Source organism: Vibrio sp. 10N.286.55.E10, from assembly GCF_002872555.1.
Lineage (GTDB): Bacteria > Pseudomonadota > Gammaproteobacteria > Enterobacterales > Vibrionaceae > Vibrio > Vibrio crassostreae.
In genome coordinates, this window is record NZ_MCSD01000007.1 from 16,602 (window position 1) to 41,412 (window position 24,811).

A 24,811-nucleotide genomic window follows, 5' to 3' on the forward strand; every position below is an offset into this window, starting at 1 on the left:
TGACACCTTTTTAATGGACGGGGAAAATGTAATCGGTGTGTTAAAAGCATTCCATTTTCCCGAACGGCTGTCAGTACTTATTACTGGTTTTCAAGTTTTCACTATTGGTGTGTCGTATTGGGGAACTTTATTTCATTTTTGATTTGATGGTGAAATCGAGCCATCGATAGGTACTTGAGCCTAAGGTTTGTATTTATGCAGCAGATCCCAAGGGATATGACATAAGTGATGATCTTCAGGGAAGTGGCTTAAGTGATGCTGATGGATGTTGTCGCTGGCAACATAATTGGTCAATGGCAACACCTCAACAGCAATACGGTCGGCATCATCTCGCGCGGCGATATAACACTTAGCTTCTGTTAAGTGTTCGGCATTAGTGCTGTATACGCCAGTTCGGTATTTCTCTCCGACATCGATACCTTGTTTATTCACACTGTACGGGTCAATGATCTCAAAGAGGTGGCCCATTAGCGTGGTTACTGAAGTGAGGCTTGGGTCAAACTCAATTTGTACACATTCTGCGTAGCCATCGTATTTGCTTGGTTTGCTTCGGTTATCCTTTATCTGAGAACTTCCATTGGCACGACCTGCTTCTGTGCTGATAACGCCAGGAACGTACTTAATAAATTCTTGTACGCCCCACAAGCAACCGCCAGCTAAATAAATTTGTTCCATACTTCTCTTTGAGCTCTCTGTGTTTGTTGATGTTCGTTAGGTACGTGAATCAATACGATAATACCCGTACGTATAAAAAAGCGTCTATAAAAATGAGTGCGCAAATAAAAACAAGCGTTTAGGCATTGTAAACCTGTGCGACTGAACAAACATAAGTTTAATATGATTTGTGGTTATATAAGTCAGTATTGCTTTGTCATCAACCCGAATCTCAACATCAAGTGAGCGTTACTCTAAACATGTTTGATCAAATAAAAGACTTCATTAATCCGAGCAAGAACCCAGACTTGACTCAGGCCCATGAATATCAGCGTAAGCATCTTCCTACATTGTGGCTGTTGGGCAAAACGGGCGCGGGCAAGTCATCGTTTATTCAAGCGGTTACTGGTGACTCTTCTGTTGAAGTCGGCAATGGATTTGCTCCGTGTACCATGACGGCGATGTCATATGAGTTTCCGCAAGACAAACCCGTGATGCGCTTTCTCGATACCAGAGGTCTAAGTGAAGCGAATTATGATGCGAAAGAAGATCTGGAAGAGATTGGTCAGGCAGGTAATGCGCTCGTTGTGGTGATGAAAGCCGACGAGCCTGAACAATCCGCCGTGCTTGCTGCTCTAAAACAGATTAAGAAACAGAAGAAGATTAAACACTTGCTGCTTGTTCATACCGCTGTGTTGTCTTCCAGTGAAACAGATCGAGCAAGGCAAATTCAGTTCAACACCAACCAAGTAGAAAAGGTTTGGGGTAAAGGGTTTGAATCGGTAGCGGTCGATTTTGAAACCGATAATGGTGATGTCTATAACCTCGAATTCTTGTTAGATCGCTTGACCAGCATACTTCCTGTTATAGGCATGATGGTGCAAGACAAAGAACACGCTACGCAAGAAGAAGCCAACTTTGACCAAGTAGAAAACGAAGTGCTCTGGTACGCAGGAAGTGCAGCTGCGAGTGATTTGATTCCGGGTGTTGGCTTGGTATCGGTACCTGCGATTCAAGCCAAAATGCTTCATAGCTTGGCAAACCAATATGGTGTTGAATGGAACAAGAGAGTCTTTAGTGAGTTGATAGGTACTCTGGGAAGCAGCTTTGCTGTGCAATATGGAATGAAACTGGGTACTCGACAGTTGATAAAGCTGATTCCCGTTTATGGTCAAACGGTCGGCGCGGTTGCTGCTGCGGCAATGAGTTTCGGCACCTCTTATGGTTTAGGTCGCGCGGCCTGCTTTTACTTCTATCATAAGAACAAAGGCGAAGAAGTGTCTGAACAAGAGATGCAGAAGATCTACAAAGAATCCCTGAAAAAAGGTAAGGCGGCGTCGGGCTATGAAGAAAATTAGAAACTTATTTCGATTACTGGCGGTGCTATCGAGTGGCCGCTGGGGTATTGCTCTGATTTCGGCGATCTTCCCAAGCCTCATCATGATGGGCTTTGGCCTGTTTTTGGCCGTCAAATACGGCTATCTGTTGGAAATGTCGATTGCCATTGCCGTGAGTACATTGGTATTTACCATTCCTTTATACATTTCTAGTCGTTCTTCACGCGATTCTTCAAGCCGATCTTCAAGTACGGAGCCCTTCCCAAATAAAGAGAGCGATGACCTTGGCGAGGATATTGCTGAAGCTGAATCACAACATAAAAAAGCTGATATCAACGATGCATTGGTTAAGGCTTCGACTGATTGGTCTCAAAAAGAACTGTCGATCTGGAATGATTCAAAACATCATGTACGCCAACAATTAATGGTCGACATAGAGTGGGGCAACCTAGACCAAACCGGTTTAGAGGTACTTGAATTCGTTGCGAAAAAGTTTGATAAGAAATCGCTCGATTTTTCGATTCCTGAAGGGCTAAAACTGTTCGAAGAAGTAAGTCGACGTTACAAGTTGGTAGTGCGAGAGCATATACCCGGCATTGAGTATCTTAAGGTTTCCTACATCAAAGCGGGCTATGAAGCTTATGATAAATACGGCGAGCTAGGTCAGAAGATCTTCAAAGCGGCTATTTGGGGCAACCATCTTAAAAACCTATATTTGAATCCGCTAAAAGTGATTTCCGATTTGGGTCGAGAACAGGCGACGGCATCGATGACAAGAGGTGTGGTTGATGACATGCAATACGCCGCTAAACAAGCCTTGTTAGATGAAGTCGCTGCGGTTGCGATTGATCTCTACAGCGGACGGTTCAGCATTGAAGACGAAGCTCTAAGGGCGTCGGATGTGTCTGAAACCGATGAGAAACGCTTTGCTCCTGAGTTAGAGCCTGTGCGAATCGTGTTGGTGGGGCAAACCAGTTCTGGTAAATCTTCACTTATCAATGCACTCAAGCAAGAGTTGGTTGCTGAAGTCGATGTACTGCCATCAACCGACACTTCAACGGTATACAACGCGTTTGTCGACGACAATGATGTTCGCGTTGTTGAGCTTCAAGGGCTTGATGGCAACCCTAAAACTGAAGCCTTAATGTTGAAAGAGATGACCCAAGCCGATGTGGTGCTATGGGTACTAAAAGCCAATCAGTCTGCACGTGAGTTGGATAAGCAGTTGAAAGATAGGTTTGACGCTTTCTATGATGATCCTAAGAATATCTCACGTAAGAAGCCGATAGTTGTCTCGGTTGTCAATCAGGTAGACCGATTAAAGCCTGTAGACGAGTGGAAACCGCCGTATGACTTAGAGAATCCAACATCGGCCAAAGCGAAGATCATTGCTCAAGCGCTCGAATACAATCAAACACTGCTACAACCCGATATTGCATTACCGCTGGCGATTGCGCCAGAAAAGGTACAGTTTGGTTTAGATACTTTAAGGCAGACGTTGATTGAGCGTATTGCTGATGCAAACAACGTTCAGAGAAATCGCCAACGTTTGGAAGCCATGAAAAGAGGCACATCGGTTAAAGGCCAACTGAATAAAGCGGTCAATGCGGGTAAGAAGGTTGCCCCTAGTGCATTGAAAGCAGCGACCCCAAAATTGGCTGAAATGGCCATCAAGCAAGTCGTGAAGAAAAAGTAATCTATGACTGCGTTTGCAATACGGTTCTGGTGAGGTTTGAGCCTCATCAGAATCTTAATTTTTAAAGCTTATCTTATTTAGTTAGAGCGGAGAGTTTTAGAGCTCGGATTTTTAGAAGATGACCTTTATAGAAATAGCTACCTTTGTCCTTTGTTAGAGATCATTGAATTTAAAAAGTAGCCGCAATTATTAGCTCTCTCTTTGAACTAGTTTAATAGTATATAAACTGATGCTAATCACATTTTATATAACACGCTATCATCTTTAATCACCATTCTAAATATTGATCACATTTATACTTTTCTAAGCTTTATTTATAAAACAATTGCACTATATTTAAATTTCGGATCATCTTGATTTCAACGTAGGGATATATTGTGAACATGTATCTGAAATGGCAATCAACAACATGGCTAACCCTGTTAGCTTGGTATACTTTAGATCATCAGCTCTCGTTCCACCTTTCTTCAGAGTAGTACCCTCTAGGCGTCACGCGCCAGCAAAGCAGCGTGCTTTGTTTACCTATCAGCAGCTTTGATAACCTTTGAACACATGAATGTCGCACTTATTATTCCGTACAGGGTGTTCGTTGTTTTGTCGTTTTTGTTAATTATCTTAGCGTCTGTTTAGGTTTGATTAATAAGTCATTATTTAACTTGTTTATTTTCACTGTTAATTCTTCGTGTGTCTTCATACGGACCGATTAATTTAATGGTGAGGATTCGTGACATCTAAAGAAATTATATTTCGACCTGATCGGAGTGTACTGAAAGGTATTATTATGGAAAACTTCAAACATCTACCAGAACCGTTTCGTATTCGCGTTGTAGAGCCAGTAAAAAGAACGACTCGCGCTTATCGTGAGCAAGCCATTGTCGAAGCGGGTATGAACCCATTCTTGCTCGACAGCGATGATGTGTTTATTGACCTACTGACAGACAGTGGAACAGGATCTATTACTCAGCGTATGCAAGCCGCGATGCTAATGGGTGATGAAGCTTATAGTGGCAGTCGCAGTTACTACGCACTGTCGAATGCGGTGAAAGATATCTTTGGTTATGAGCTGACTATTCCTACTCACCAAGGGCGTGGCGCAGAGCAGATTTACATTCCTGTTTTGATTAAGAAGCGCGAAATGGAAAAGGGACTCGACCGCAGCAAAATGGTCGCTTTATCGAACTACTTCTTCGATACAACACAAGGTCACACTCAAGTGAATTGCTGTGTGGCGAAAAACGTTTATACCAAAGAAGCGTTTGATACCTCAGTGAACGCAGATTTCAAAGGCAACTTCGATGTGGTGAAGCTGGAAGAAGCGATCTTAGAAGCGGGAGTGGCAAATGTTCCTTACATTGTGAGCACCATTACTTGTAACTCTGCTGGTGGACAGCCAGTGTCTATCGCCAACCTAAAAGCCGTTTATGAAATCGCTCAGAAGTACGATATTCCTGTGATCATGGACTCGGCACGCTACGCTGAAAATGCTTACTTCATTCAGCAACGAGAAGCCGGTTATCAAGATTGGACTATCGAACAAATCACTCGTGAGTCTTACAAATACGCGGATGGTTTAGCCATGTCTGCCAAGAAAGACGCGATGGTACAAATGGGCGGTTTGTTGTGCTTTAAAGACGACTCTTTCATGGGTGTATACACAGAATGTCGAACACTGTGCGTCGTACAAGAAGGTTTCCCAACCTATGGTGGCTTAGAGGGTGGCGCAATGGAACGCCTTGCGGTTGGCCTTTATGACGGCATGCGTCAAGACTGGTTGGAATATCGTATTGGTCAGGTTCAGTACTTAGTCGATGGCTTAGAAGCTATAGGTATCGTGTGCCAACAAGCAGGCGGTCATGCAGCGTTTGTCGATGCGGGTAAACTGCTTCCTCATATTCCAGCAGGCCAATTCCCGGCGCATGCTTTGGCGTGTGAACTGTATAAAGTGGCAGGTATTAGAGCGGTTGAAATTGGTTCTTTACTGCAAGGTCGTGACCCTGCAACGGGCGAGCAACATCCATGTCCTGCAGAATTATTACGCTTAACCATTCCACGTGCCACTTATACGCAAACCCATATGGATTTCATTATTGAAGCGTTCGAAAAAGTGAAAGAGAACGCAAGCAAAGTGAAAGGGCTCGACTTTACCTATGAACCGCCAGTGTTAAGACACTTTACTGCGCGCTTGAAAGAGGTAGAAATAAGCGAGAAACAAGCAGGAAAAAAGAATGAACAAACGCTCGAAGAAGCATTTTAGAATAAAAACATAAGCGAATAGTCACTAGAAATATACTCAAAGGCTCCCTCGGGAGCCTTTTCTTTTGGACCTTAAAATCGCTAGTCCATTAGGGCTTAAACTACGCTTGTTTGTTTTTCAGGGTCGCTTTCAGTATGCGTAATAACCACTGATTTAACGGTGCATCTTGTTGCGAACGGCGGCAGCTCATCACATAGCTCACATCAATGAGCAGTTTCTCAGGCAGGTCAATACTGCGACAGCCCTCTGGTACGCTGCCACTGAGTGTGATGCCGTAATAGTCAGACTTGAGGACTACATCGTGAATCATCGCAGGGTGGTCGACTTCTACTTTCGGAGTTACATCAAACCCGATGTTTCTCAGGCGCTCAAGGATCGGGTACTTGTTGTCATTCCACCCTGGGGTTTTAAATAGAACCGTTGGAAAATTTGCCAGTGACGCGAACTCTTGCGCTGGGTGAGCATCCCTTACAAAGAACACCACTTTTTCTTTTCCGAACTCCATTTGAGAAATCGACTGCGGCATAGTTTCATCAAAGTAGTGAACCGCGATTGATTCTTCGCCGTCAATCAATCGGTTCTTAACATTGCTTCCCCATCGAACAAATGAATAGTTTGCGTGCGGCGCTTGTTTACTCAAAGCAAAGTAGAGTTTCGAGCCAAAGCGCTCCCAAAATAGCGTATTCGCGTAGATCTTTATGTCGCCTTGGTAGGACTCTGGGGAAAACTCTTGGTGTTTTATGGACTCGATGCTACTGAGTATTTGTTCAAAATTACCGATATTACTTTCAACAAATGTTGTGGGTTCAAACCCTTGCTTAGATTGAATGAACAAAGGATCACCGAGTTGGGCTTTGAGCTTGGCTAGGTTTTTACTGATCGCTCCCGGCGTTTTACCTAATGACTCCGCCACTAAGCTAACATTACGCAGTTCATACATTCGCTTTATAACAAGGATATTTTGAATATCTAGATTGAGGTCCACAGGCTCTCCAAATCGGTCCTTAATAGGCAGAAATTATGTGACCTCAATATCATAGTGGTAATGCCAAACTTTTAAGACAGCACAGCGTCAGAACTTCGCTAATCCCTTGATTTTCCATTTGGTAAATCTTGCTTTTCCTCGAATGGTCCATGTTCGATTGTTAAAGTTACTCCAACAAAAACACAGATACCAAACGAACAAAGAATTAAAAATACAACGAGGTGATGTATGAACAAGTTAATCGCACTGGGATTGATGGCTCTATCAATGAACACAGCTTTCGCGGCTGACGGTACTTATGCGAGTACTCTCGATATGACGAGAAGTGAAGGTAATCAAGTAAAGGCTGAGCGTGTTGAATCTGAGCCAGTACTGGAAGGACGAAATGAAGCTTCTAATGGTGGAATCCAATTCCAAAAGAATGTTGATCAAAACCAACCGATCCAACTTACAGGTCGTCGTGATTAACGTTTAAAGTGTGCTTACCATTGTCATGAGAAATGCTGTGCCTTCGGGTACAGCGTTTTTCGTTTTAGAGTCTTTTATAAAATTCAGCCATCTAGCCTTGGCAGTATCTGTAACCTGTGGCATTTTGTTTTTCTATTAACGTTAACTTGCGACTGGGTGTGTGCTCGAATGACACACCAGTAAACAAAGACTCGAAAAGGACTAGCAATGAATCGAAAAGAAACGGGAATGATTCGTCATATTTTGCTGATTAAGTTTAAAGAAGATGCAGAAGAATCTGAAATAGAGAAACTGAAACGACTGTTTGAAGCGATGCCAAGTAAGGTTGAAGGCGTAACTTCAGTCGAGTGGGGGCTAAACGACAGCCCAGAAAACAAGAACCAAGGTTATACCCATTCGGTGCTAATGACGTTCGCTGATGAAGAAGGCCGTCAGAACTACCTTCCACACCCAGAGCATGATGCGCTGAAAGATGTGTTTCGTCCGCTTCTAGACGATATCATTGTGTTTGATTACTCCCTGTAACCAGCTTCTCAGTACGTCTCTTATGTTTTAGCCACCTTTGATAATGAAGAGTTAGGGCTTGTGTGATTAAGCCCTAACTAAACAAGGATCGATTTACTCTGTCGGTGAAATCGTAACAGGGGTGAACGAAGCAACCGCATTACCGCCAGCACCCGGGCGATCAACATAAGGAGTGTTTTGCATTAAGGTGTAATACACGTCTACGAAGTCATCATCATTCACTAATACGCTTTCAGGAATCACATCAATGATCTTACCTGTGATTTGAGGAATGATCGCATACCCCTGAACTTCAGGATCTGGAATCATCTTCAATATCTCTTCTGCGGCTTCAACTAGCAGTTTGGCTAGCGCTTTATAATCGGTGCCGTCATCGTGCTCCATCAAAATCATATCTGCTGCGCCCCAACGGTAGCGAGGCCAGAAGATTACCGTTTGATTTGGGTAGTATGTCTGTTTGTCGTAATCCAGATAAGGCATCTCAACCAGGTCGATCTGTGGTTCTATACGGCTTGCATTAACCCCAGTGACAATAGCGTAGATTTCAGCTTTGCCAGAGATCCACGGTTCTCTATCAATGGCCAAACGAATCTTAGACAATTGGGTGGTGTTCAGTTCTTCAGGTTCAGATTCTGAAATAGAGCGACGAACTTTATTCATTAAAGGCTGTTTTTGAGACTTGTGGGCGCTGATTTTATCACTGTTGGCATTGATTTGAGTTTCAGTACCCAGTTTGTTCATCTCAGTCTGCATCGCCATTAGGCCTGCTTTGAGTTCTTCTGCGCCGTTACTATCAATAACAAACACAGGAACGTCTGGTGTTTGGTAAACGTCTAGTTCGTGAACTTGCCCATACACATCATAAGCTTCGATGTATTGCCAGTTTGAATCATCGCCTGATGGTTCGAAAGCAAACAGCGGGCTCTCACCGTTTTTCCAAGCTTCAATCATCGCTTCATCAGCCATGCGAATTTCTAACACAGAGTCACTGAAGTCGTTGATCCCTTTCATCGTGCGATAACCAAGATCGGCTTTCTGCATTTTGCTTGAAAACGCGGAGTAGGGCTTGTCTGAGCTAAGCTTGTCTATCGGTGTAGACAGCTGTTTTTCTGTTATCTGGTCTTTTAAAGAAAGCTCAAGATCAGAGTAGCGGGTACTGATTTGCAACGCCAAAGATTGCTTTTGTGCTGAGGAGTTCTCTGAAAGAGAGAGTGCGTCTGTCGTGTCGATATTGTTTGCATAGGACTGAAAGCCAACCACTGTCGTTGCAAGTACCATACTGATAGAAAAAGATGGTCTCATAAATAATCCTTATTTTAGTTTTTATCATTAATAGAGCATTTGCCCTATAAGGATTAACCTATCAGTAACGTGAATGTGTTTAAAAGTTAGACAGCTTAATTTTATTTCGTTGTGCAGCACAGGATCTCAATTTAAATAATTTATAAAATATTAAGTGTGTGACGACTTGATATATGTAAATTTATAAACCAATCAATAATTTAATGACGAAATTATTAACTAGCCTAGTGATGTGTGGTCTATTGGTGGGGGATTAGGGATCGTGAAGAATGACTTCTGATGGAGGTTTTAGAGGGGGGAGATCTATAGGTACACCCTATATCTACTATAGCCACTGCGTTATTTCGGACTTGGTGTTTTTCGGTATAATTCGCCTCCCTTGATAAAAAGTAACCAATCAAAGCAGCGCCTAAACGATCCATAACGCTTACCAGATTGCTCTGAACATCAAACGCACTTTACACACCAACGTACTCTGTCCAACAACGTAGATTGCAATCGAACAACGTTAAGAAATTCCTTTACGTTGAATCGGTTCTAACACGATAGCTCCCATGTAACACTTAGCACCATTGAGGGTTTGGCTTAAACGCATCAGGAATACTGAATATGACGAATTTTAATGGCGCTTCATGCTTATCAAAAACACTGATTTTTCTCTCTATTATTTCGAAGTCCGCTTTCGGTTTAGAAGTACCTGACAACGCGCTCGAATCCTATGTGGGGGACTTCTCAGCGTTGCGTGAAAAAGGCGTTGTGCGTGTTTTAGTCTCTGGTGATATGGGCTTCTATCATATTGAAAATGGTAAGCCGAAAGGGATTCTTGCTGAGCAGATTTATTACTTTGATCAAGAGCTAAAACTGCGTGACCCTTTACTACGCGTTAAGGTTATTCCGGTTGAACGAAGTGAACTGCTGAGTGCCTTAAATCAAGGCCGAGGCGATATTGCGGTGGCGAACTTAACCGTCACAAAAGAGCGAGAGCAATTGGTCGATTTCAGTATTCCGATTCGTAGCGACATTGATGAATGGTTAGTGACAAGCCGTTCTACACCTTTGATTAACGACATCACCCAGTTACAGGGTAAAGAGGTCTGGTTAAAGCAGAATTCCAGTTATATCAGCAGTGTTCGCACTGTTAATAAACAGCTAGAGAAGAACGGTTTAGCACCCATCTATATCCATTTGTTAAGTGACAACCTCCAAGATCTTGAATTGCTAGACTTGATTAAACGCGGCCAAATTACCGCAACCATTGTGGATAGCCACAAGCTTGAACTATGGGGAAACCTAGAACAAGATATCCGAATTCATAAGGATCTCGCCTTTAGGCACAATGCGGATATTGCTTGGGCTATACGTAAAAATAACCCGCAACTGAAAGCCAAAATCGACCAATATTTGCAAGATTCAAAGCAGGGCACCTTATTGGGTAATGTCATCGACAATCGTTATCTCGAAAGTACGTCATGGATGAATAGAGCCTCTAATCCGATGCAAAACGAAAAGCGGGATAAGCTAGAAAAGCTGTTCATGGTTTATGGAGAAAAGTTCGAGATCGATTGGTTTATTTTGTTAGCTATGGCTTTTCAAGAATCAGGCTTGGATAACTCAAAAATATCGCATCGTGGTGCGGTCGGTATTATGCAAGTGATGCCAAAAACCGCCAAAGATTGGTATGTCGACATTGATAATGTTTACGACTTAGAAAATAATATTCATGCAGGCAGCAAGTATCTTCGTTTTATCTATGACCGATATTTTGATTTGCCTGAAATCTTGGATATCGACAAGATTCATTTTAGCTTAGCCGCTTATAATGCTGGACCAGCTAAGATCAGACGAATGCGCGTGCTTGCCGCTAAACAAGGCTACAATCCAAACAAATGGTTTAATCATGTTGAAGTGGTCGCAAGACAAAACATTAGCCAAGAGCCTGTAAAATACGTCGCCAATATTAATCGATACTTCACTATTTACCAGCGATTGGATGAATTTCAAGACATTCGAGAAGAGCAACTAAGCAACATGACTCGTCAGTTGAATGTGAAACGTTTTTCTCCTTACTTTGCTTATTAGTCGTGGCTATTCTCCATAAGCCATAAGCCATAAGCCATAAGCAAGAAAGCGAGAAAGCGAGAACGATAAACAAAAAGAGAGGTTAGCGACTAAGCTAACCTCTCTTTTTATAGGTACTGACTAACTGAATTGATTGGGGGGAGCAGTGAATTCTACGTTGCTTAAGACTGCTCAGCTGATGCCATGTACATCTGCATCTCTTCCAAGTTTGTTTTTGCAATCACTTGGTTATCAATAGAGTAATGAACTGTATCACCGAAACGTTGACCCGTTAGAGTCGCGCGAGTACCGTCGTTGTAGGTTAGCTCAATTGCAATTTCGTCTTGGTTAAGTACTTTCATTTCACTGTGGTCAATCACATGCTTTGCCAATGGGTCAATAGGTGCTTCTGTTAAGCTGTCATCCAGTTGGTCATTAACATCAATGTAAGTATCAACCTTCGAATCGAAGATGTGTGGCTTCTTGTTGATTGGGTTCTTACCCGTCCAAAATTCCAGTGAGTTAAACACGATGTAATCGGCAGCAACGGTAATACCGTAAGCAGGGGCAAGTAACATGTTTAGGCCACCACGAGCGTAACGGTTATCAACGGCTTTCACGTTAAACTCCATTAGTTTACCTGTTACTGCGTTGCTACCTACGCAGCCAAATAAAGTCACTAGGCTTGCTGAGATTATTATCGGTTTTACAAATCGGTTCATCATTCTCTATTTCTATATGTGTATATTTAGGAACCAGGAATTATGTCAAACTCAAGCGTCTTCTAATATAACGTCACACCTATACTAGATATCAGGAAAACCTATATCTTTATAAAAACCAGTCTGTTACCTGTATTTTGGTATTTGCTCTTTAAGTACTAATGTACTAGTTCGTGTTATTTTAGTTTGGCGTTTTAACAATGTTCTGTCATAACCCTAACTAAAGTATGGGAATGGAAAGCGATAATTCACAGTCATTTAAACGATATTATTTTTATCGTTTATTTAAATACGTGACTGCCTGAAGAGCTCGAATGAAACGATTTAACCTCAACCTCATCTATTACTTTATCGCGATATATGAAGAAGGAAACCTGACGTACGCAGCAGAAAGGCTCAACATCTCTCAACCTAGTCTCAGTGCTCACTTGAAGCAGCTTAGAGACGAATATCGAGATCTGCTCTTCGTTAGAAAATCGTACACGCTTGAACCGACGCCTGTTGCTAACGATTTATACCCAATCTTCAAGCAAGCGTACAAACTGGTCTCTCACTCGTTGCCTGAAACACACGACTTTGAACCTAAAGAGTGCAGTTATACGTTTAGAATTGCCGCGATGAGTATTTCAAGCAGTGTGACGCTGCCGCAAGTTCTGGATAGGATTCAGAAAGAAGCACCAGACTGCGTGATTGAAATCGTGAACATCAAAGAAGACATGGCGACCGACATTCGAGAGAAAAAGATCGACCTTGTTGTCGACTTAACCAGCGCACATCCAACCTTATTAAGCCAAGAGGTATGGAGCGATGAGTTGTGTATCGTGTGTAGCCAAAACCACTCGAACATCGACGAACAAGTCACCTTAGATCAATATCTTTCAGAAAAGCATGTAACGCTTACGCATGATAACTACCGAGTGAACCAGCTCTCCGAGTTCCACAGTCCAATATTTTCAGAGAGGAAAGTGGCAAGAAAACTCAATTCCATCGCTGACTTTTCGGACACGATTTATAATAGTAATTGGGTTGCTACCTTCCCCAAAAGCGTGGCGAAAGCGTACTTCGATGAAGAAAAAATAAAGATGTTAGATCTGCCGTTCGAGTACACCAAGCCATCATTGAGTGTGTATTGGCACAGCAACCGTAACGACGACATCGTAAACCGATGGCTAAGAGAACTGTTTACCAGTGAGATCTTAAAGCTTTCGGCATGATCAATTTGGCGTCTTAATAGGTCGTCTCAGTCTATAGAACAATCCAGCCTTTTAATAAGCAATGAAGCCTACTCATGTGAGTAGGCTTCATTATGGGTTGTTGCCTTCAGCGGTACGCTCTAACTCAATCTAAACGCAATGTTAGGCCTGAGTAGTTAGAGTATCCGCGCAGTAACACGTGGTAGGTTACGCCCGGTTGAGCGCTCACACTGCACTGCTCATTGTTTCCAGCGCGATAAGGGCGACAGTCGTAACTCGATGTCGTTGGCTTGCTTCCCGATTTCACGTAAAGGTCGGCATCACCTGAACCACCAGACATTGAAACCGTCACGTTTGATGCTGAATCTACAGTGAAGGTGTAGAAGCTCTCTGATGATTGGTTTCCGCTTAGGTTCGCAATCGGTGTACCTTTCGTTAATACATTGCCAGTTGGAGGTGTGACACCACAGCTTGCATTCACGCCTACGGTGTTAAAAGCATCTTCAACATCGGCAACCACATAGCCCATGTCTGCTGCAGCTTTTGCTACGCCACAGGCACCGGCATCAAAGGTACTGTTTGCCGTCCAATACAGTTGGTTTGCGACTGTGAATATTTCGAAGCCCTTACGCACATCCCAACCCGATTTGTTCGCTAAAAGGTAAAAGGCGCGGTTATAAACACCGCTAGATAAGTGGACGTTCAAACCGTCGTAGTATTCAGAGGCATGATCAATCGAGCGGCCATCTTTTGATGGTTGATCAAAGTAACGCAAGCCACCTTCCGATTTGAATATATCGCTACCAACAATCCAATCCACATTACCACGCAAGTAGTATTCAGCCGCTTCGCCCGCAATATCGGAGAAGGCTTCATTCATACCGCCCGACATGTTTCGGTAAACAAGCCCCGAGTTCTGCTCTGTGAACCCGTGGCTGACTTCGTGAGCACTCACGTTAATATCGACCAACGGATAAAAGGTGCTGCCACCATCGCCAAACGTCATTGATGAACCATTCCAAAACGCATTCTCGTAATTCGAGCTGTAGTGAACTCGCATCGTCAGCTGGAAAGTTAAAGGCGAGGTGTTCATCCACTCTTTATACATATCGAATACGACATTACCAAAATAGTGCGCATCGTTAAGAGGCGAGTAAGCCCCGTTAATGTATTTGTGATCGGTGTAGTTGGTGCCGTCGGCACAGTTGTAACTGTAGGCTGCGCTGCCGGACGTTCCGTTCCTCAAATCGACTGTCTTAACCGAATCGTTTTCTAACTTACAAGTCGTGCCTGTTTTGTCGATGGGAAAGCTAGGGAAGTCACTGCCATATTCATATCGAGTGGTTTTGAGGTTACCACCGGGGCCAGTACCAGACGATTTAGCGTGGTTTAAACCATTCCATTTTTGGATTACTTCGCCAGTCATGGCATCAATAAAGTAAAAAGGGCGCTCTGGATAAGAGGAAGCGATAAAGAAATCGACCAGATACACCACTTGGGCGACTTGGTTCTCATCCAATCTCACCATCAGTTTCGCGTTTTTGTTTTCAATCGACTTTTTGCCGACAGTAAACGTGCGGTGAGAGGAAATAGCGGCTTCAATCGCTTGTTCCTGATTCAGCTTTGGCGCGATGCTGGATAAGTCTCCACTGATCCCTTGTGCCATTGAGCCAAATACCTGAGTGGGTTGGTTCTTGGAAAGGGTGGCGACAACGGAGGTATCAAAGACGGGTAAACCTAAGTGAGTTTGTTGATAGCGGACTTTCGTTTTCCCATTGGGCAATACCACCCGTTTTACTTCAGAAAAACCTAATTCTAGTGGGGCAACACTCTTTGACTGCGCGACGAGGCTTTGTTGTAGCAGTGTATCATTATCGATTCTGACCATTTCTGCAGCGTGTGCAGTAAAGCCGAAAGACGTACCTAGAATGGCTGCTATTTTCCAGCTTAGTTGACGTTGTTGGTTCATTTTTCGTTCCTGATTTTAATATAAACTCCTTCTTCCCAACGGCTTTATAGGAAGTCTATATGCAACACGAAAATGCCATGTGTTGCGAATCAATATTGGAAGAGCATTTCGGCTTATGACAAGTTTTTATTAGAGATTAAGTTTTAGAGTATGTAATTCAAAGTTTACAAAAAATCTTATTGATCAAACTGTTTTTATAAAATCAAATTTTATTATTTATCGTAAACGTATGAAGGGGCGAGAGTTATTAAAATCCGCTTTGTTTTAATTTATAGAATTAAAGTATCTAAGCTAACTTCGATATTTTTCGGTTTTTATCTTAATTATAAATGAGTAAATAATTGAGTTTTTGGAAGTGGAAATATTGTCTTTATTATCAGTAGTAAACTTGTTTTAACAATACTCTCCAGAGAAGTTATCAAGTTTTCTTCATTTAGTTTTGTTAGGCAGAACTAAACTCTATATTTACTTGTTAAATCACAAACTAAGAACGATAACACGTTGTTATAAATAAAGTAATTAGATTAATATAATCGGAATAAGAACTAGACAGGTTTTTGGAGGTTAAAAATGGGTCAGGATGTATTGTTTGCGGGGCTATTTGGTGTTTTCTCTACACTAATTGGTGGGCTAGCGACTTATATGCTTAGTTTTAGTCGTGATCAGCGGCTAGAAAAAGCTGAATTCAAGGTAATTTATTCATCACTAGTTGCTGACCTGAGAGCAATCAGAAACGGTTTTGAAAAGGACAAAGAGTATATTCCTCGATTTTCTAGTTTTAACGTATTTAAAATGAAAGGTGGGTATGGGTATGCTCCTTCTGAGGTGTGTGTGGCACTCGAAAATTTGTCTTATGAGCTAACTCGAATTGAGGACATTACAAAAGAAGATGTGTCGTTTAAGGTCGCTGTAGCTAGTACTGGGAACACCAACCTTAGATACAATAACGGTACCAAGTTGACGGAAAGGAAGGAGTTACTTGAAGGTTTGAACGAAAAATTAGACAAGACCGTAGCACTACTGCAAAAACAAACCATACAAACCTTTTAAGAATAATTCGCAACGAGTGGCGTCTTCACTACGTATTGCGTTTAGTGTTTAAGGTGGATGTTGCGTTGCTCACACCCTGATAGGGCGTTAAACATACCGACTAAAATATTGTTATAATAGAAAATTTTATTAAGAAGTTAAGTAATGAGTATTGAGTTTTTATTGAATGATCTAGATAAGGTAAATTATTTGAGCAACTTGCTCACTAGTTCCGCAACTGGTGGAGATGCTGACAATTCAGAGTTTGTTCAACTTAGGCATGAGTTGTTAAAAAATCCTATTTTAGCACCTATGCTTCCGGGTTGGCTTAAGCTTCACCGTGATCTGGCGTCATTTTGGGGTTTTATTAAAAATAAACGAGGGACGTACGCAGAAAGACGTACATATCTTTCTGAAGAATTTGCATCCGTGTGTAATTTTTTAGAATTTGGAGAGCAGCCTGCTGTTAGATTAGAGCCAGTGAAACAGATTTCTAGTGTGCAGCCATCACCTCAAAAGGCCATCGTAGAACCCAAGAAAAACAAGGTATTTATTGTTCATGGGCGTGACAATGAAGCTAAGCAAGAAGCAGCAAGACATATCGAAAGTATCGGCCTTGAAGCCATTATATTGCACGAACAAGCAAGTAGTGGGATGACAATAATTGAAAAAATTGAGCATTACGCAGGTGAAGCGGATTTTGCAATCGTAATATATACGCCTTGTGATAAAGGGCGCGGAGCTTTCGAAACAACTGTACCAGCTCGTGATCGTGCAAGACAAAATGTTGTTTTCGAACATGGTTACCTAATGGCTAAGCTTGGGCGAAAAAATGTGTGTGCTTTAGTTAAGGGGCAAATAGAAACACCTAATGATATTAGTGGTGTAGTGTATGTTTCAATGGATCAAGCTGGTGCGTGGAAAAATGACGTAAACCTTGAGCTTAAAGCTTGCGGCTATAGCTTATAGCTTACCGCAGGTTTTGTATAACAAAGCCATTAAGGTGATGCTTTACACTCGGCAGTTTTGGTGTGGGGTTCTGTGCGCTTTTCTGGTTCAGTGGGGCACACCTTATGGCAGGTGTTATTGCTCATTTAGCAACCAAAGGTAGATAACATTTAGTTATAAACTTGATTGAAATTTTTGATTATACCTTTTTGAGTACTTTCAGTATTCTCGTCAACTTTTTGATGAAAAATTAAGTTAATGAGAGGTCTAGTGTGTTTGATTTGGTTGGTATTGTCGAAGCATTTGAACAGCCATATAAGATGGAATGTATATTAATAGCAGACCAAGTGTTTAAGGGTGATAAGAATCAGCATAGAGAAGAAGCTGGTCAAATAGGAAGTAAGCATGACGCATACTTCAACTCGAAACATTTCAATTCATATGTTGGACGATTTATGTACATGAACAATGAAGTTGCTAGATCTGGAGATAAAATAATAATCAGAGAATATGGCTTTGGTGAGATTATATGGGATAAGGAAACTAACATATTGAAAGCAGTTCACTATGGCACATCCATTGATCGTGAAATGCACTATTCATGCAAGAAAATTTGATATGAAAGCCTCTGACAGTGCGTGTTTAAATGAGAAATAACAAACTGTTTAAGAGTGATTCACAATGCTTGGTACCTCTCACTTCAAGTCAGTTTAGTGTTTATGGCACAATGTTTTAGGTAAGGTGTAAGTGTTGTTCGCACTTTAATTTGGCGTTATAACTACTTTTTGAGTACATCATTAGGAGAGCAAGATTGTACGAAAGTTCGTTTGAAATTCGGCTTGATTATAAGCCTTCGACAGGTAAGCCAGAACGAGTGTTTCTGGCGATGGCAGCTTATGTGACTGCTTTTGAGAATTTGACCTTTACTGTCGGTAAATCAATAGATGCTGAACTTAATTTCACTTATGAGCTTTCGGGCGTTCAAATTGGTTCTCTTAAAAGTATAATTAAGTGTACGTCTGGCTTACAAAAAGTAGCTAATGCGTTGACTTCAATACCTCTATATATCGCCAATTCAATGGTTGGTTTAGACTGCATCGAAAACGAAGACATTATTGATAGCGCTGTAAAAGGTGTTGAGGACGAACTCCTTGCACACGGCGCCGTAGAGTTTCCTAACCAAGTTAATATTGACAGTTATCAGTACGCCAAAGATCTCAAAAGTCTTTGCAAGGCTTCTGAACTACTTTCTGATGGCGAAACTATCGATATTCGCACACCTCAGGTTAATAACGTCACGTATCTAAATACGAGAGTCAGATTCGATAAAGAGGTCGACGATTTATTTGTAGCTGACAGTAAAGAGGTCAAAAAAATCGAAACTTTACTAGTCAAAAAGCCTGTATTCTTAGGTGACTCTCAGTGGGACTTTAAGAGTGTAGAGAGAAATGTCTCATTCTCAGCTCCTATAGAGCATAAGGAATGGCTAGGTCGTTATCAAAGCTGTGACCTTGGGCACTTAGACCCAGGGGATGCACTAATTGCTTATGTCTACTATCAAGCTGTGAGGTTGAAAGGTTCAAAGACATATACTCATAAACAGCACCGTATCTTGCATGTCGAACGTGTTGTAAAAGGAAAAGAGCTGCAAATTCGTATAGAAGAAGCGGAGAAGTCTCGTGAAGACAGCAAACAGTAATATTCTTGCTTTAATTGCTGACTACATTTTCGTAATACTGCCTTTCGTCATAATACTTATTGTAAGAAGTGCCCAAGGGGTAAGTGGTTCATTTTATATGCTTCCCGATTGGGGCATAGCCGCAACCATAGTGTATGGACAGTTAATTGTTAAGCTCGCTACGGCTCTCGCTAAAACGAATAAGCCAAAGAAAACCTCAGCGGTGAGCTTCTATCTAACGGTATTGATTGCTTTCGGTCTCGTGGTCAATGTGGTGATTAATATTCTAATGTTAGTTATTCCAAACGAAGTACTAGGTAAAACTCAGATAGCACTGTTTGCTTTAGCTACCATTTGTCACTTTATTATTGGCTCAGCTGTAAATCATATAGAGTTGGCAATAGAAAAAGCGTAGTTATAACAAACTACTATGGCGTAAATGACTAATTTGGGACTGTGTTTTCATCCCACATGGCGCCATCTCTCAGCATAGAGTTAAGGGTCACAAGCATCTTTCGAATACATGCGATTATTGCGATTTTCTTAGGCTTTCCGGAATCTAAAACGAGCATAAGTCGCTTTGAATATAGGGTTACATTGCATGGCTGCCATCATCGCCATGTCTAAAATGGTTCGTGCTTACTTTCGACCTCCTTGGATTATGCGCTTACCTTTGTAACGTCCACTTTCGTGTGTAATTGGAGAGACGACAATATTTCCTATTTTTGGGGCGCTCTGCAATATTGTATTTTTGATCATGCTGATTGAGTTGGCATTATGTGGCAGATATGGAATTCGAATATAAAAAAGTAGAACCAAATCATAGAGATTTTCAGTCATTAATCACTGAGTTGAATTCGTCACTTAGCCAGATTACTAATGACACAGGTGAAAGCTCTTTTGTATCTGACGCTTTTGACCCATCAAAAGATGGATGTATCGTGGTGTATCTGAATGATAGCGCTGTGGCATGTGGGGTGTTTAGATATCACGAAAGTGAAGTTTGTGAACTTAAGCGAATGTACTCTAACAAAGCTGGTGCTGGCTCATATTTATTGAAACAGCTCGAATGTTTTGCGATTGAAAAAGGGTATCGAAAAGCTATTTTATCGACACGTAGAGTTAACTCAAAAGCGGTGAGCTTTTATTGTCGCCACGCTTACTCAGAATCCAGTGCGTATGGCAAATATGTCGGTGTAGACCGTTCGATATGCCTCTCAAAGGTGCTAGTCACATAACCACCACCTTTATCCAGCATCAGTTTCACGGAGGAAACATGACAAGCGACCAATTACTGGAAAAGGCACTTTATAGCAGTGCCAGTATCCACCAACCTCATTCTTTAAAAGCCTATTTGGCTTCGAATCACCTTAATGATTATTTCGGCACAACAGACAATGTGTGGCTTAAAACGAGTGAGTTGATAGACCAAACTGAGATTGAAGTTTTAGGTGAGTACTCTGCAACGCTACAAGCGCCAAAGTTCTCAGATTTTCGTATTCAAAGGATATTGGATAATGGGGTATACCCAGCGGCGTATGCTGCTTTAATGCAGTGGTATGAGAATCAGGGCTTTCAAGACATCTTCTCGCATTACGTTTCACAGGCTTCTCAAGCCAGCGAATACCTTTCCCACAATGTGACGATATTATTGGCGCTGAATCGTGTTTATCGTGAGTTAGAGCCGTCTCAAGTTCCAGCATTCCTTAACCGATTCACTGAATTTGTCACATCGACCCGTTCTGATGGTGAACGAAGCACTGGCACAAGCGAAGGCGTAGAACTCAATAGCGTATTACAAGCATGCTTAAAGCAGTTTGGTTTCTTTGGACACAACCTCATTACGTTTACGTGGATAATGCGTTGCAAGGAAGAGCTGTCGAAAGAGCAATATGACGCAATGCTTTCTAACCTTTATCGACAGGCTAATAGTCCATTGGAAGATCCAGACGATGAGATTGATCAAGCTATCTTTGCGGAGTGTCAAAGCTCAGATAATTCAGATGAGCTCTATGACAATGTGCGCAGATTGGTTTTTGGGTATACGTCGAATCTGCACCAGATAACCCTAGCGGATGCATTGTGTTTTCTTCACGAAAGATTCCCTGCACATACATCGGAGCTAAAGCACATTGCAGAGTATCAGTGTCGTTTGTTAGAGCAGTAAATTTAGAGATAGAGCCACCCCGTTTCGTGGGGTTCTTAGTCGATACGACTAGTTTCAGGCATACCTAACTCAGTGAGCTTGTCCAACGTTTTTATCAGAAGTGGCCCTCAATTTATGGACATGACTAGAAACGTAGAAATCACTCTCGTGAATTTAATGGCAACAATAAATGACATACAAACATAGAGATAGCGCACAGAATCGAAAAAGGGGATATCGTGATCACGTAATCATTGATCTAGCCGATAGTGAGATAGTGACAAGAGTTCGATAATTCGTTGTCGGATCTAAATTAGAGCTGTAAATCTAATTTCTAAGTAGTTGTTATCTCAGGAAGAGTTTTTGTGCTATGCGCCCCTATATTAAATACATTATCCCTATTTTAATTCCTTTCATTATCCTCGTAATGCCGCTATCAGCGTTTCCATTTGAAGGCCTCACGATTATTCAACAACGCGTTATCGCGATCTTTTTATTAGCGGCATTGTGCTGGGTGTTCGAGCCTATCCCGATTTACGCGACGTCTGTTGTTATTATCGTTCTGCAATTATTGATGTTGTCGGATAAAGGGCTGATCTTTTTAAGGTTTGATCATGGGGAAGAACATTTTGGTGAGCTGTTAAAATACAGCGATATCATGGCGACATTCGCTAGCCCAATCATCATGCTGTTTTTAGGTGGTTTCTTCTTAGCGATGGCCGCCACTAAGTATCGATTAGACGTAAACTTAGCTCGCGTGTTGTTGAAGCCATTTGGACAAGATCCAAAGTTTGTGATGCTCGGCTTAATGTTGATCACTGGTATCTTTTCGATGTTTATGTCTAACACGGCAACAACAGCAATGATGCTCTCTATTTTAACGCCGGTACTGGCTGTGTTTGGTCCGAAAGACCCCGGTCGTATAGCGTTTGCGCTTTGTATCCCTGTTGCCGCTAACATCGGTGGCATTGGTACCCCAATCGGTACCCCCCCGAACGCTATTGCCCTTAAATATTTGGTTGGCGATAACCTCATTACGTTCGGTGAATGGATGGCATTTGGTGTGCCGTTTGTCGTGATTATGATGGCGTTAGCGTGGTTTTTAATCGGCTTTATGTACAAAGCTGACCAAAAGAAAATCGAGCTAAGCATCAAAGGCAAATTCCTTAAAACGCCCAAAGCCATTGCGGTATACGTCACTTTTGCGCTGACCATCATTCTTTGGTTAATGGGCTCAAGCCATGGCATGAACTCTTATACCGTCGCTCTGATTCCTGTTGCTGTGTTCTCTCTTACTGGGATCATCAATAAAGAAGACCTGAAGAAAATTTCTTGGGACGTATTGTGGCTTGTATCAGGTGGTATTGCGCTTGGTTTAGCTCTCGATAAAACGGGCTTAGCAAAGCTCGTGGTACACAGTATTCCGTTTGATACCTACTCACCCTATGTGGTGTTGTTCGGAGCGGCGTTCTTATGCTTGGTAATGGCAAACTTTATGTCTCATACCGCAACGGCTAACTTGTTAATGCCAATTATGGCTGCATTAGGTTCGTCTATGGCTTCACTCACGCCACTAGGCGGTGAGTTAACGTTAATTCTGGTTGTGACTTTTGCCGCTTCATTAGGTATGTCGCTGCCAATCAGTACGCCACCGAATGCGCTGGCTCATGCCACTGGTCATGTGCAAAGTAATCAAATGGCCAGAATCGGTATTATTTTGGGTGTGGTTGGTGTGCTATTGAGCTTTGTTATGGTGTGGCTGCTACATTCAATTGGTCACATAGGGTAACGATACGTGTATCAACAAAAGTTAGAAGCACTTATCGAACGCTATTTTAACCACACAGAACGTCGGGTGACGTGCTGTGCCGGTAACACCATTATTGAACAATCAGCGTTAAACACTCGTTTATATTATGTGTTTAGTGGAGAACTGGAAGGGTTTTATACCGATGCGAATACACCGCAAGTGCGAGTATTTAGCGCGGGTAGTGGGGCTTTTATAGGCGTTCATAGCTTCTTTTCAGGTAATTGGACAGCATCTTCAACGGTTGTTGCTAAAACCGATGTTGAGTTAGCGTGGATCGATAAAGACACGCCAGCAGAAGATGAACGTAAATTTGGTCCTCTTACCGCACAGTTCACACCTGTGATTGTCAATGAGTTGTCGCGTCGTCAACGCCGCGCAACACAGGAAGCGATCGCGAAACAAAAAGCGCTAGAGAAGTTACATACTGCTGAGCAAATGACGACCTTGGGTCAATTGGCTGCCGGGATTGCCCATGAGCTTAACAACGCTATTGGTGTCGTAAATAGTAAATCTGGTCGACTTGAAACGGTCATCATGGATCTGCTTGAAGAAGTGCATCCAGAAGCCAGTCAATTTTTCGATTTTGGGTTAATGCATGGTCAGAAAACGTCGTCGTTAGAAGCACGAACACGTGGGCGACAATTTGAAAGAAAATATGGTTTAGACAAAAACATTGCTCGCTCTCTTGCAAAGGCGATTCCTATTGACGCTTTATCTGCAACAGACGTTATTTCAAAGCATTGGCTGAAAAAACCAGAAGAAGCGATTCGTTTTTGGCAGATGGGTTGTGATTTACATGATTTACGTTTGGCATCTAGACACACTGTCGGCATCGTTAAATCGGTTAAACAACTTGGCAGAGTTGATATCGACACAGAAGAAGCGGTCGATATTAACGACTCCATTAACCATGCCTTATCGTTGTTACAAAGTGAGTTACGTAGAGTGTCTGTGCGATTGAGCCCTGCGGATCTACCGTCTTTTAAAGGTTCGAAAACAGAGCTCGTTCAGATTTGGGTCAACATTGTAAAGAATGCTTGTGATGCAATGTCGAATTCAGACGATGCCGCAATAGAGATTCAAACCAGATTAAGTAAGAAAAGAATATTAGTTACGATTACGAATAACGGCCCTGAGATAGACGAGGGGACTCGTAGAAAGATATTTCAGCCCAACTTCACCACTAAAAAAGGTGGTTTATCGTTTGGATTGGGCTTGGGTTTATCAATCGTTAAGCGGATTGTAGCGGGTTATGGCGGAAGTATTATTGTGAAAAGTGATGCTTCTAAAACGGTATTTAGAATCAAGTTACCAATAGAGGGTGAACATGGAGAAGCTTAATTTAATCTGTGTCGATGACCAGAGAGAAGTACTGAGCGCAGTGGTACAAGATTTAGAGCCGCTGGCGAGTTGGCTGAATATTGAAGATTGTGAATCAGCGCAAGAAGTGCTTGATCTCATTGATGAACTTGACGCAGAAGGCGAACACATTACCGTCATCGTGTCTGATCATGTGATGCCAGGGAAAACGGGTGTGGAGTTACTCACTGAAGTGTTCCATGACAGCCGCTTTCCGAATACAAAGAAAATTCTTCTTACGGGGCAGGCTACTCATACTGATACCATCAATGCGATTAATGCAGCAGGCATCGACCGTTACTTTGAAAAGCCTTGGCAAGCAAGCACATTAGTTGAGTGCATCCGTACTCTTGTCACTGAGTACATATTTGATCAAGGGCTTGATTACACGGACTATCAGAATGAGCTTGACCAGCAGGTTGTGTTGAGACGCTTACGCTAGTCTTTTATGTTAGCGACTTACGCTCGTCATTGATGTCAGTCGCTTGAAATTGTATGCACCGAAGGACGCTTTCTGAAGGGGTTTGTCTTTGAAAGAAGTAACCTTTCGGTGCCTATATTACCTATCTCTTTTAGTCGTTCGGGCTTTAGTACTCAGTTATTAACGCACTGGTTGCTGGCTTAAGTCTAAAACTCATACGCTACGCCAACGCTAACGGATGCATTGTGTTTTCTTCA

22 protein-coding genes and 1 pseudogene are annotated in these 24,811 nt (G+C 42.2%); 17 read left to right on the forward strand and 6 right to left on the reverse strand.

Features of this window, described 5'->3' with window-relative positions; all coding sequences use genetic code 11:
• Nucleotides 1–180: 180 nt before the first annotated feature.
• Nucleotides 181–675, reverse strand: coding sequence for a peptide-methionine (S)-S-oxide reductase (locus BCV39_RS05720; RefSeq protein WP_102433389.1), 495 nt, complete (start codon nt 673–675; stop codon nt 181–183).
• Between the two features lie 239 nt (nt 676–914).
• Between BCV39_RS05720 and BCV39_RS05725 the strand changes: the two genes are divergently transcribed.
• From BCV39_RS05725 to tnaA, 3 genes are all read left to right on the forward strand, one after another.
• Nucleotides 915–2,012: a GTPase gene (locus BCV39_RS05725; protein ID WP_048659500.1), complete on the forward strand. Its 1,098-nt coding sequence runs from the start codon at nt 915–917 to the stop codon at nt 2,010–2,012.
• Complete coding sequence (locus tag BCV39_RS05730) at nt 1,999–3,687, forward strand: GTPase (RefSeq protein WP_102433388.1); 1,689 nt, start codon at nt 1,999–2,001, stop codon at nt 3,685–3,687. The genes BCV39_RS05725 and BCV39_RS05730 overlap by 14 nt, the downstream gene beginning before the upstream one ends.
• A gap of 781 nt (nt 3,688–4,468) precedes the next feature.
• Complete coding sequence (tnaA, locus tag BCV39_RS05735; RefSeq protein ID WP_055318953.1) at nt 4,469–5,941, forward strand: tryptophanase; 1,473 nt, start codon at nt 4,469–4,471, stop codon at nt 5,939–5,941.
• Between the two features lie 100 nt (nt 5,942–6,041).
• On the opposite strand, the gene BCV39_RS05740 is transcribed toward tnaA, so the two are convergent.
• Complete coding sequence (locus BCV39_RS05740; protein ID WP_057622168.1) at nt 6,042–6,926, reverse strand: LysR family transcriptional regulator; 885 nt, start codon at nt 6,924–6,926, stop codon at nt 6,042–6,044.
• A gap of 228 nt (nt 6,927–7,154) precedes the next feature.
• Here BCV39_RS05740 and BCV39_RS05745 point away from each other — a divergent pair, with 228 nt between their 5' ends.
• Nucleotides 7,155–7,394, forward strand: a complete 240-nt coding sequence (locus tag BCV39_RS05745) for a hypothetical protein (RefSeq protein WP_048659496.1) — start codon at nt 7,155–7,157, stop codon at nt 7,392–7,394.
• Nucleotides 7,395–7,601: 207 nt separating this feature from the next.
• Nucleotides 7,602–7,919: a Dabb family protein gene (locus BCV39_RS05750; RefSeq protein WP_170960825.1), complete on the forward strand. Its 318-nt coding sequence runs from the start codon at nt 7,602–7,604 to the stop codon at nt 7,917–7,919.
• A gap of 93 nt (nt 7,920–8,012) precedes the next feature.
• Here BCV39_RS05750 and BCV39_RS05755 read toward each other — a convergent pair whose 3' ends face one another.
• Nucleotides 8,013–9,221, reverse strand: coding sequence for a DUF3103 domain-containing protein (locus BCV39_RS05755; RefSeq protein ID WP_102433504.1), 1,209 nt, complete (start codon nt 9,219–9,221; stop codon nt 8,013–8,015).
• A 609-nt stretch (nt 9,222–9,830) separates the two neighbouring features.
• Here BCV39_RS05755 and BCV39_RS05760 point away from each other — a divergent pair.
• Nucleotides 9,831–11,300, forward strand: a complete 1,470-nt coding sequence (locus tag BCV39_RS05760) for a transporter substrate-binding domain-containing protein (protein ID WP_102433505.1) — start codon at nt 9,831–9,833, stop codon at nt 11,298–11,300.
• A 161-nt stretch (nt 11,301–11,461) separates the two neighbouring features.
• Here the strand turns inward: BCV39_RS05760 and BCV39_RS05765 are convergent, their stop codons facing one another.
• Nucleotides 11,462–12,004: a DUF3332 family protein gene (locus BCV39_RS05765; protein ID WP_102433506.1), complete on the reverse strand. Its 543-nt coding sequence runs from the start codon at nt 12,002–12,004 to the stop codon at nt 11,462–11,464.
• 311 nt (nt 12,005–12,315) lie between these two features.
• Here BCV39_RS05765 and BCV39_RS05770 point away from each other — a divergent pair, with 311 nt between their 5' ends.
• A complete protein-coding gene (locus BCV39_RS05770; protein WP_102433507.1) occupies nt 12,316–13,215 on the forward strand; it encodes a LysR family transcriptional regulator in 900 nt (299 codons plus the stop codon).
• 124 nt (nt 13,216–13,339) lie between these two features.
• Here the strand turns inward: BCV39_RS05770 and BCV39_RS05775 are convergent, their stop codons facing one another.
• Nucleotides 13,340–15,163 carry a M4 family metallopeptidase gene (locus BCV39_RS05775; protein ID WP_102433508.1) on the reverse strand — a complete coding sequence of 608 codons (1,824 nt, stop codon included), beginning with the start codon at nt 15,161–15,163 and terminating at the stop codon, nt 13,340–13,342.
• A gap of 570 nt (nt 15,164–15,733) precedes the next feature.
• Between BCV39_RS05775 and BCV39_RS05780 the strand changes: the two genes are divergently transcribed.
• From BCV39_RS05780 to BCV39_RS05805, 5 genes are all read left to right on the forward strand, one after another.
• The gene (locus BCV39_RS05780; protein ID WP_102433373.1) at nt 15,734–16,213 is read left to right on the forward strand and encodes a hypothetical protein; all 480 of its coding nucleotides are present in this window, start codon (nt 15,734–15,736) and stop codon (nt 16,211–16,213) included.
• Nucleotides 16,214–16,357: 144 nt separating this feature from the next.
• A complete protein-coding gene (locus BCV39_RS05790) occupies nt 16,358–17,161 on the forward strand; it encodes a nucleotide-binding protein (RefSeq protein WP_102433372.1) in 804 nt (267 codons plus the stop codon).
• 251 nt (nt 17,162–17,412) lie between these two features.
• Nucleotides 17,413–17,757 carry a hypothetical protein gene (locus BCV39_RS05795; RefSeq protein ID WP_102433371.1) on the forward strand — a complete coding sequence of 115 codons (345 nt, stop codon included), beginning with the start codon at nt 17,413–17,415 and terminating at the stop codon, nt 17,755–17,757.
• Between the two features lie 194 nt (nt 17,758–17,951).
• Complete coding sequence (locus BCV39_RS05800) at nt 17,952–18,839, forward strand: hypothetical protein (protein WP_102433370.1); 888 nt, start codon at nt 17,952–17,954, stop codon at nt 18,837–18,839.
• Entirely contained in the window at nt 18,820–19,233 is a 414-nt protein-coding gene (locus BCV39_RS05805; RefSeq protein WP_102433369.1) for a hypothetical protein, read from the forward strand. The genes BCV39_RS05800 and BCV39_RS05805 overlap by 20 nt, the downstream gene beginning before the upstream one ends.
• 28 nt (nt 19,234–19,261) lie before the next feature.
• On the opposite strand, the pseudogene BCV39_RS05810 reads toward BCV39_RS05805, so the two are convergent.
• Nucleotides 19,262–19,526: pseudogene (locus BCV39_RS05810) on the reverse strand (transposase); the annotation flags it as partial.
• 80 nt (nt 19,527–19,606) lie between these two features.
• On the opposite strand from BCV39_RS05810, the gene BCV39_RS05815 reads away from it, so the two are divergent.
• From BCV39_RS05815 to BCV39_RS05835, 5 genes are all read left to right on the forward strand, one after another.
• Entirely contained in the window at nt 19,607–20,056 is a 450-nt protein-coding gene (locus BCV39_RS05815; RefSeq protein ID WP_102433368.1) for a GNAT family N-acetyltransferase, read from the forward strand.
• 38 nt (nt 20,057–20,094) lie between these two features.
• On the forward strand, nt 20,095–20,985 hold the full coding sequence (locus BCV39_RS05820; RefSeq protein ID WP_102433367.1) for a hypothetical protein: 891 nt from the start codon (nt 20,095–20,097) through the stop codon (nt 20,983–20,985).
• Between the two features lie 349 nt (nt 20,986–21,334).
• A complete protein-coding gene (locus BCV39_RS05825; protein ID WP_102433366.1) occupies nt 21,335–22,753 on the forward strand; it encodes an SLC13 family permease in 1,419 nt (472 codons plus the stop codon).
• Nucleotides 22,754–22,759: 6 nt separating this feature from the next.
• On the forward strand, nt 22,760–24,115 hold the full coding sequence (locus BCV39_RS05830) for an ATP-binding protein (protein WP_102433365.1): 1,356 nt from the start codon (nt 22,760–22,762) through the stop codon (nt 24,113–24,115).
• On the forward strand, nt 24,102–24,575 hold the full coding sequence (locus BCV39_RS05835; protein WP_017062404.1) for a response regulator: 474 nt from the start codon (nt 24,102–24,104) through the stop codon (nt 24,573–24,575). The genes BCV39_RS05830 and BCV39_RS05835 overlap by 14 nt, the downstream gene beginning before the upstream one ends.
• The last annotated feature ends 236 nt before the right edge of the window (nt 24,576–24,811 follow it).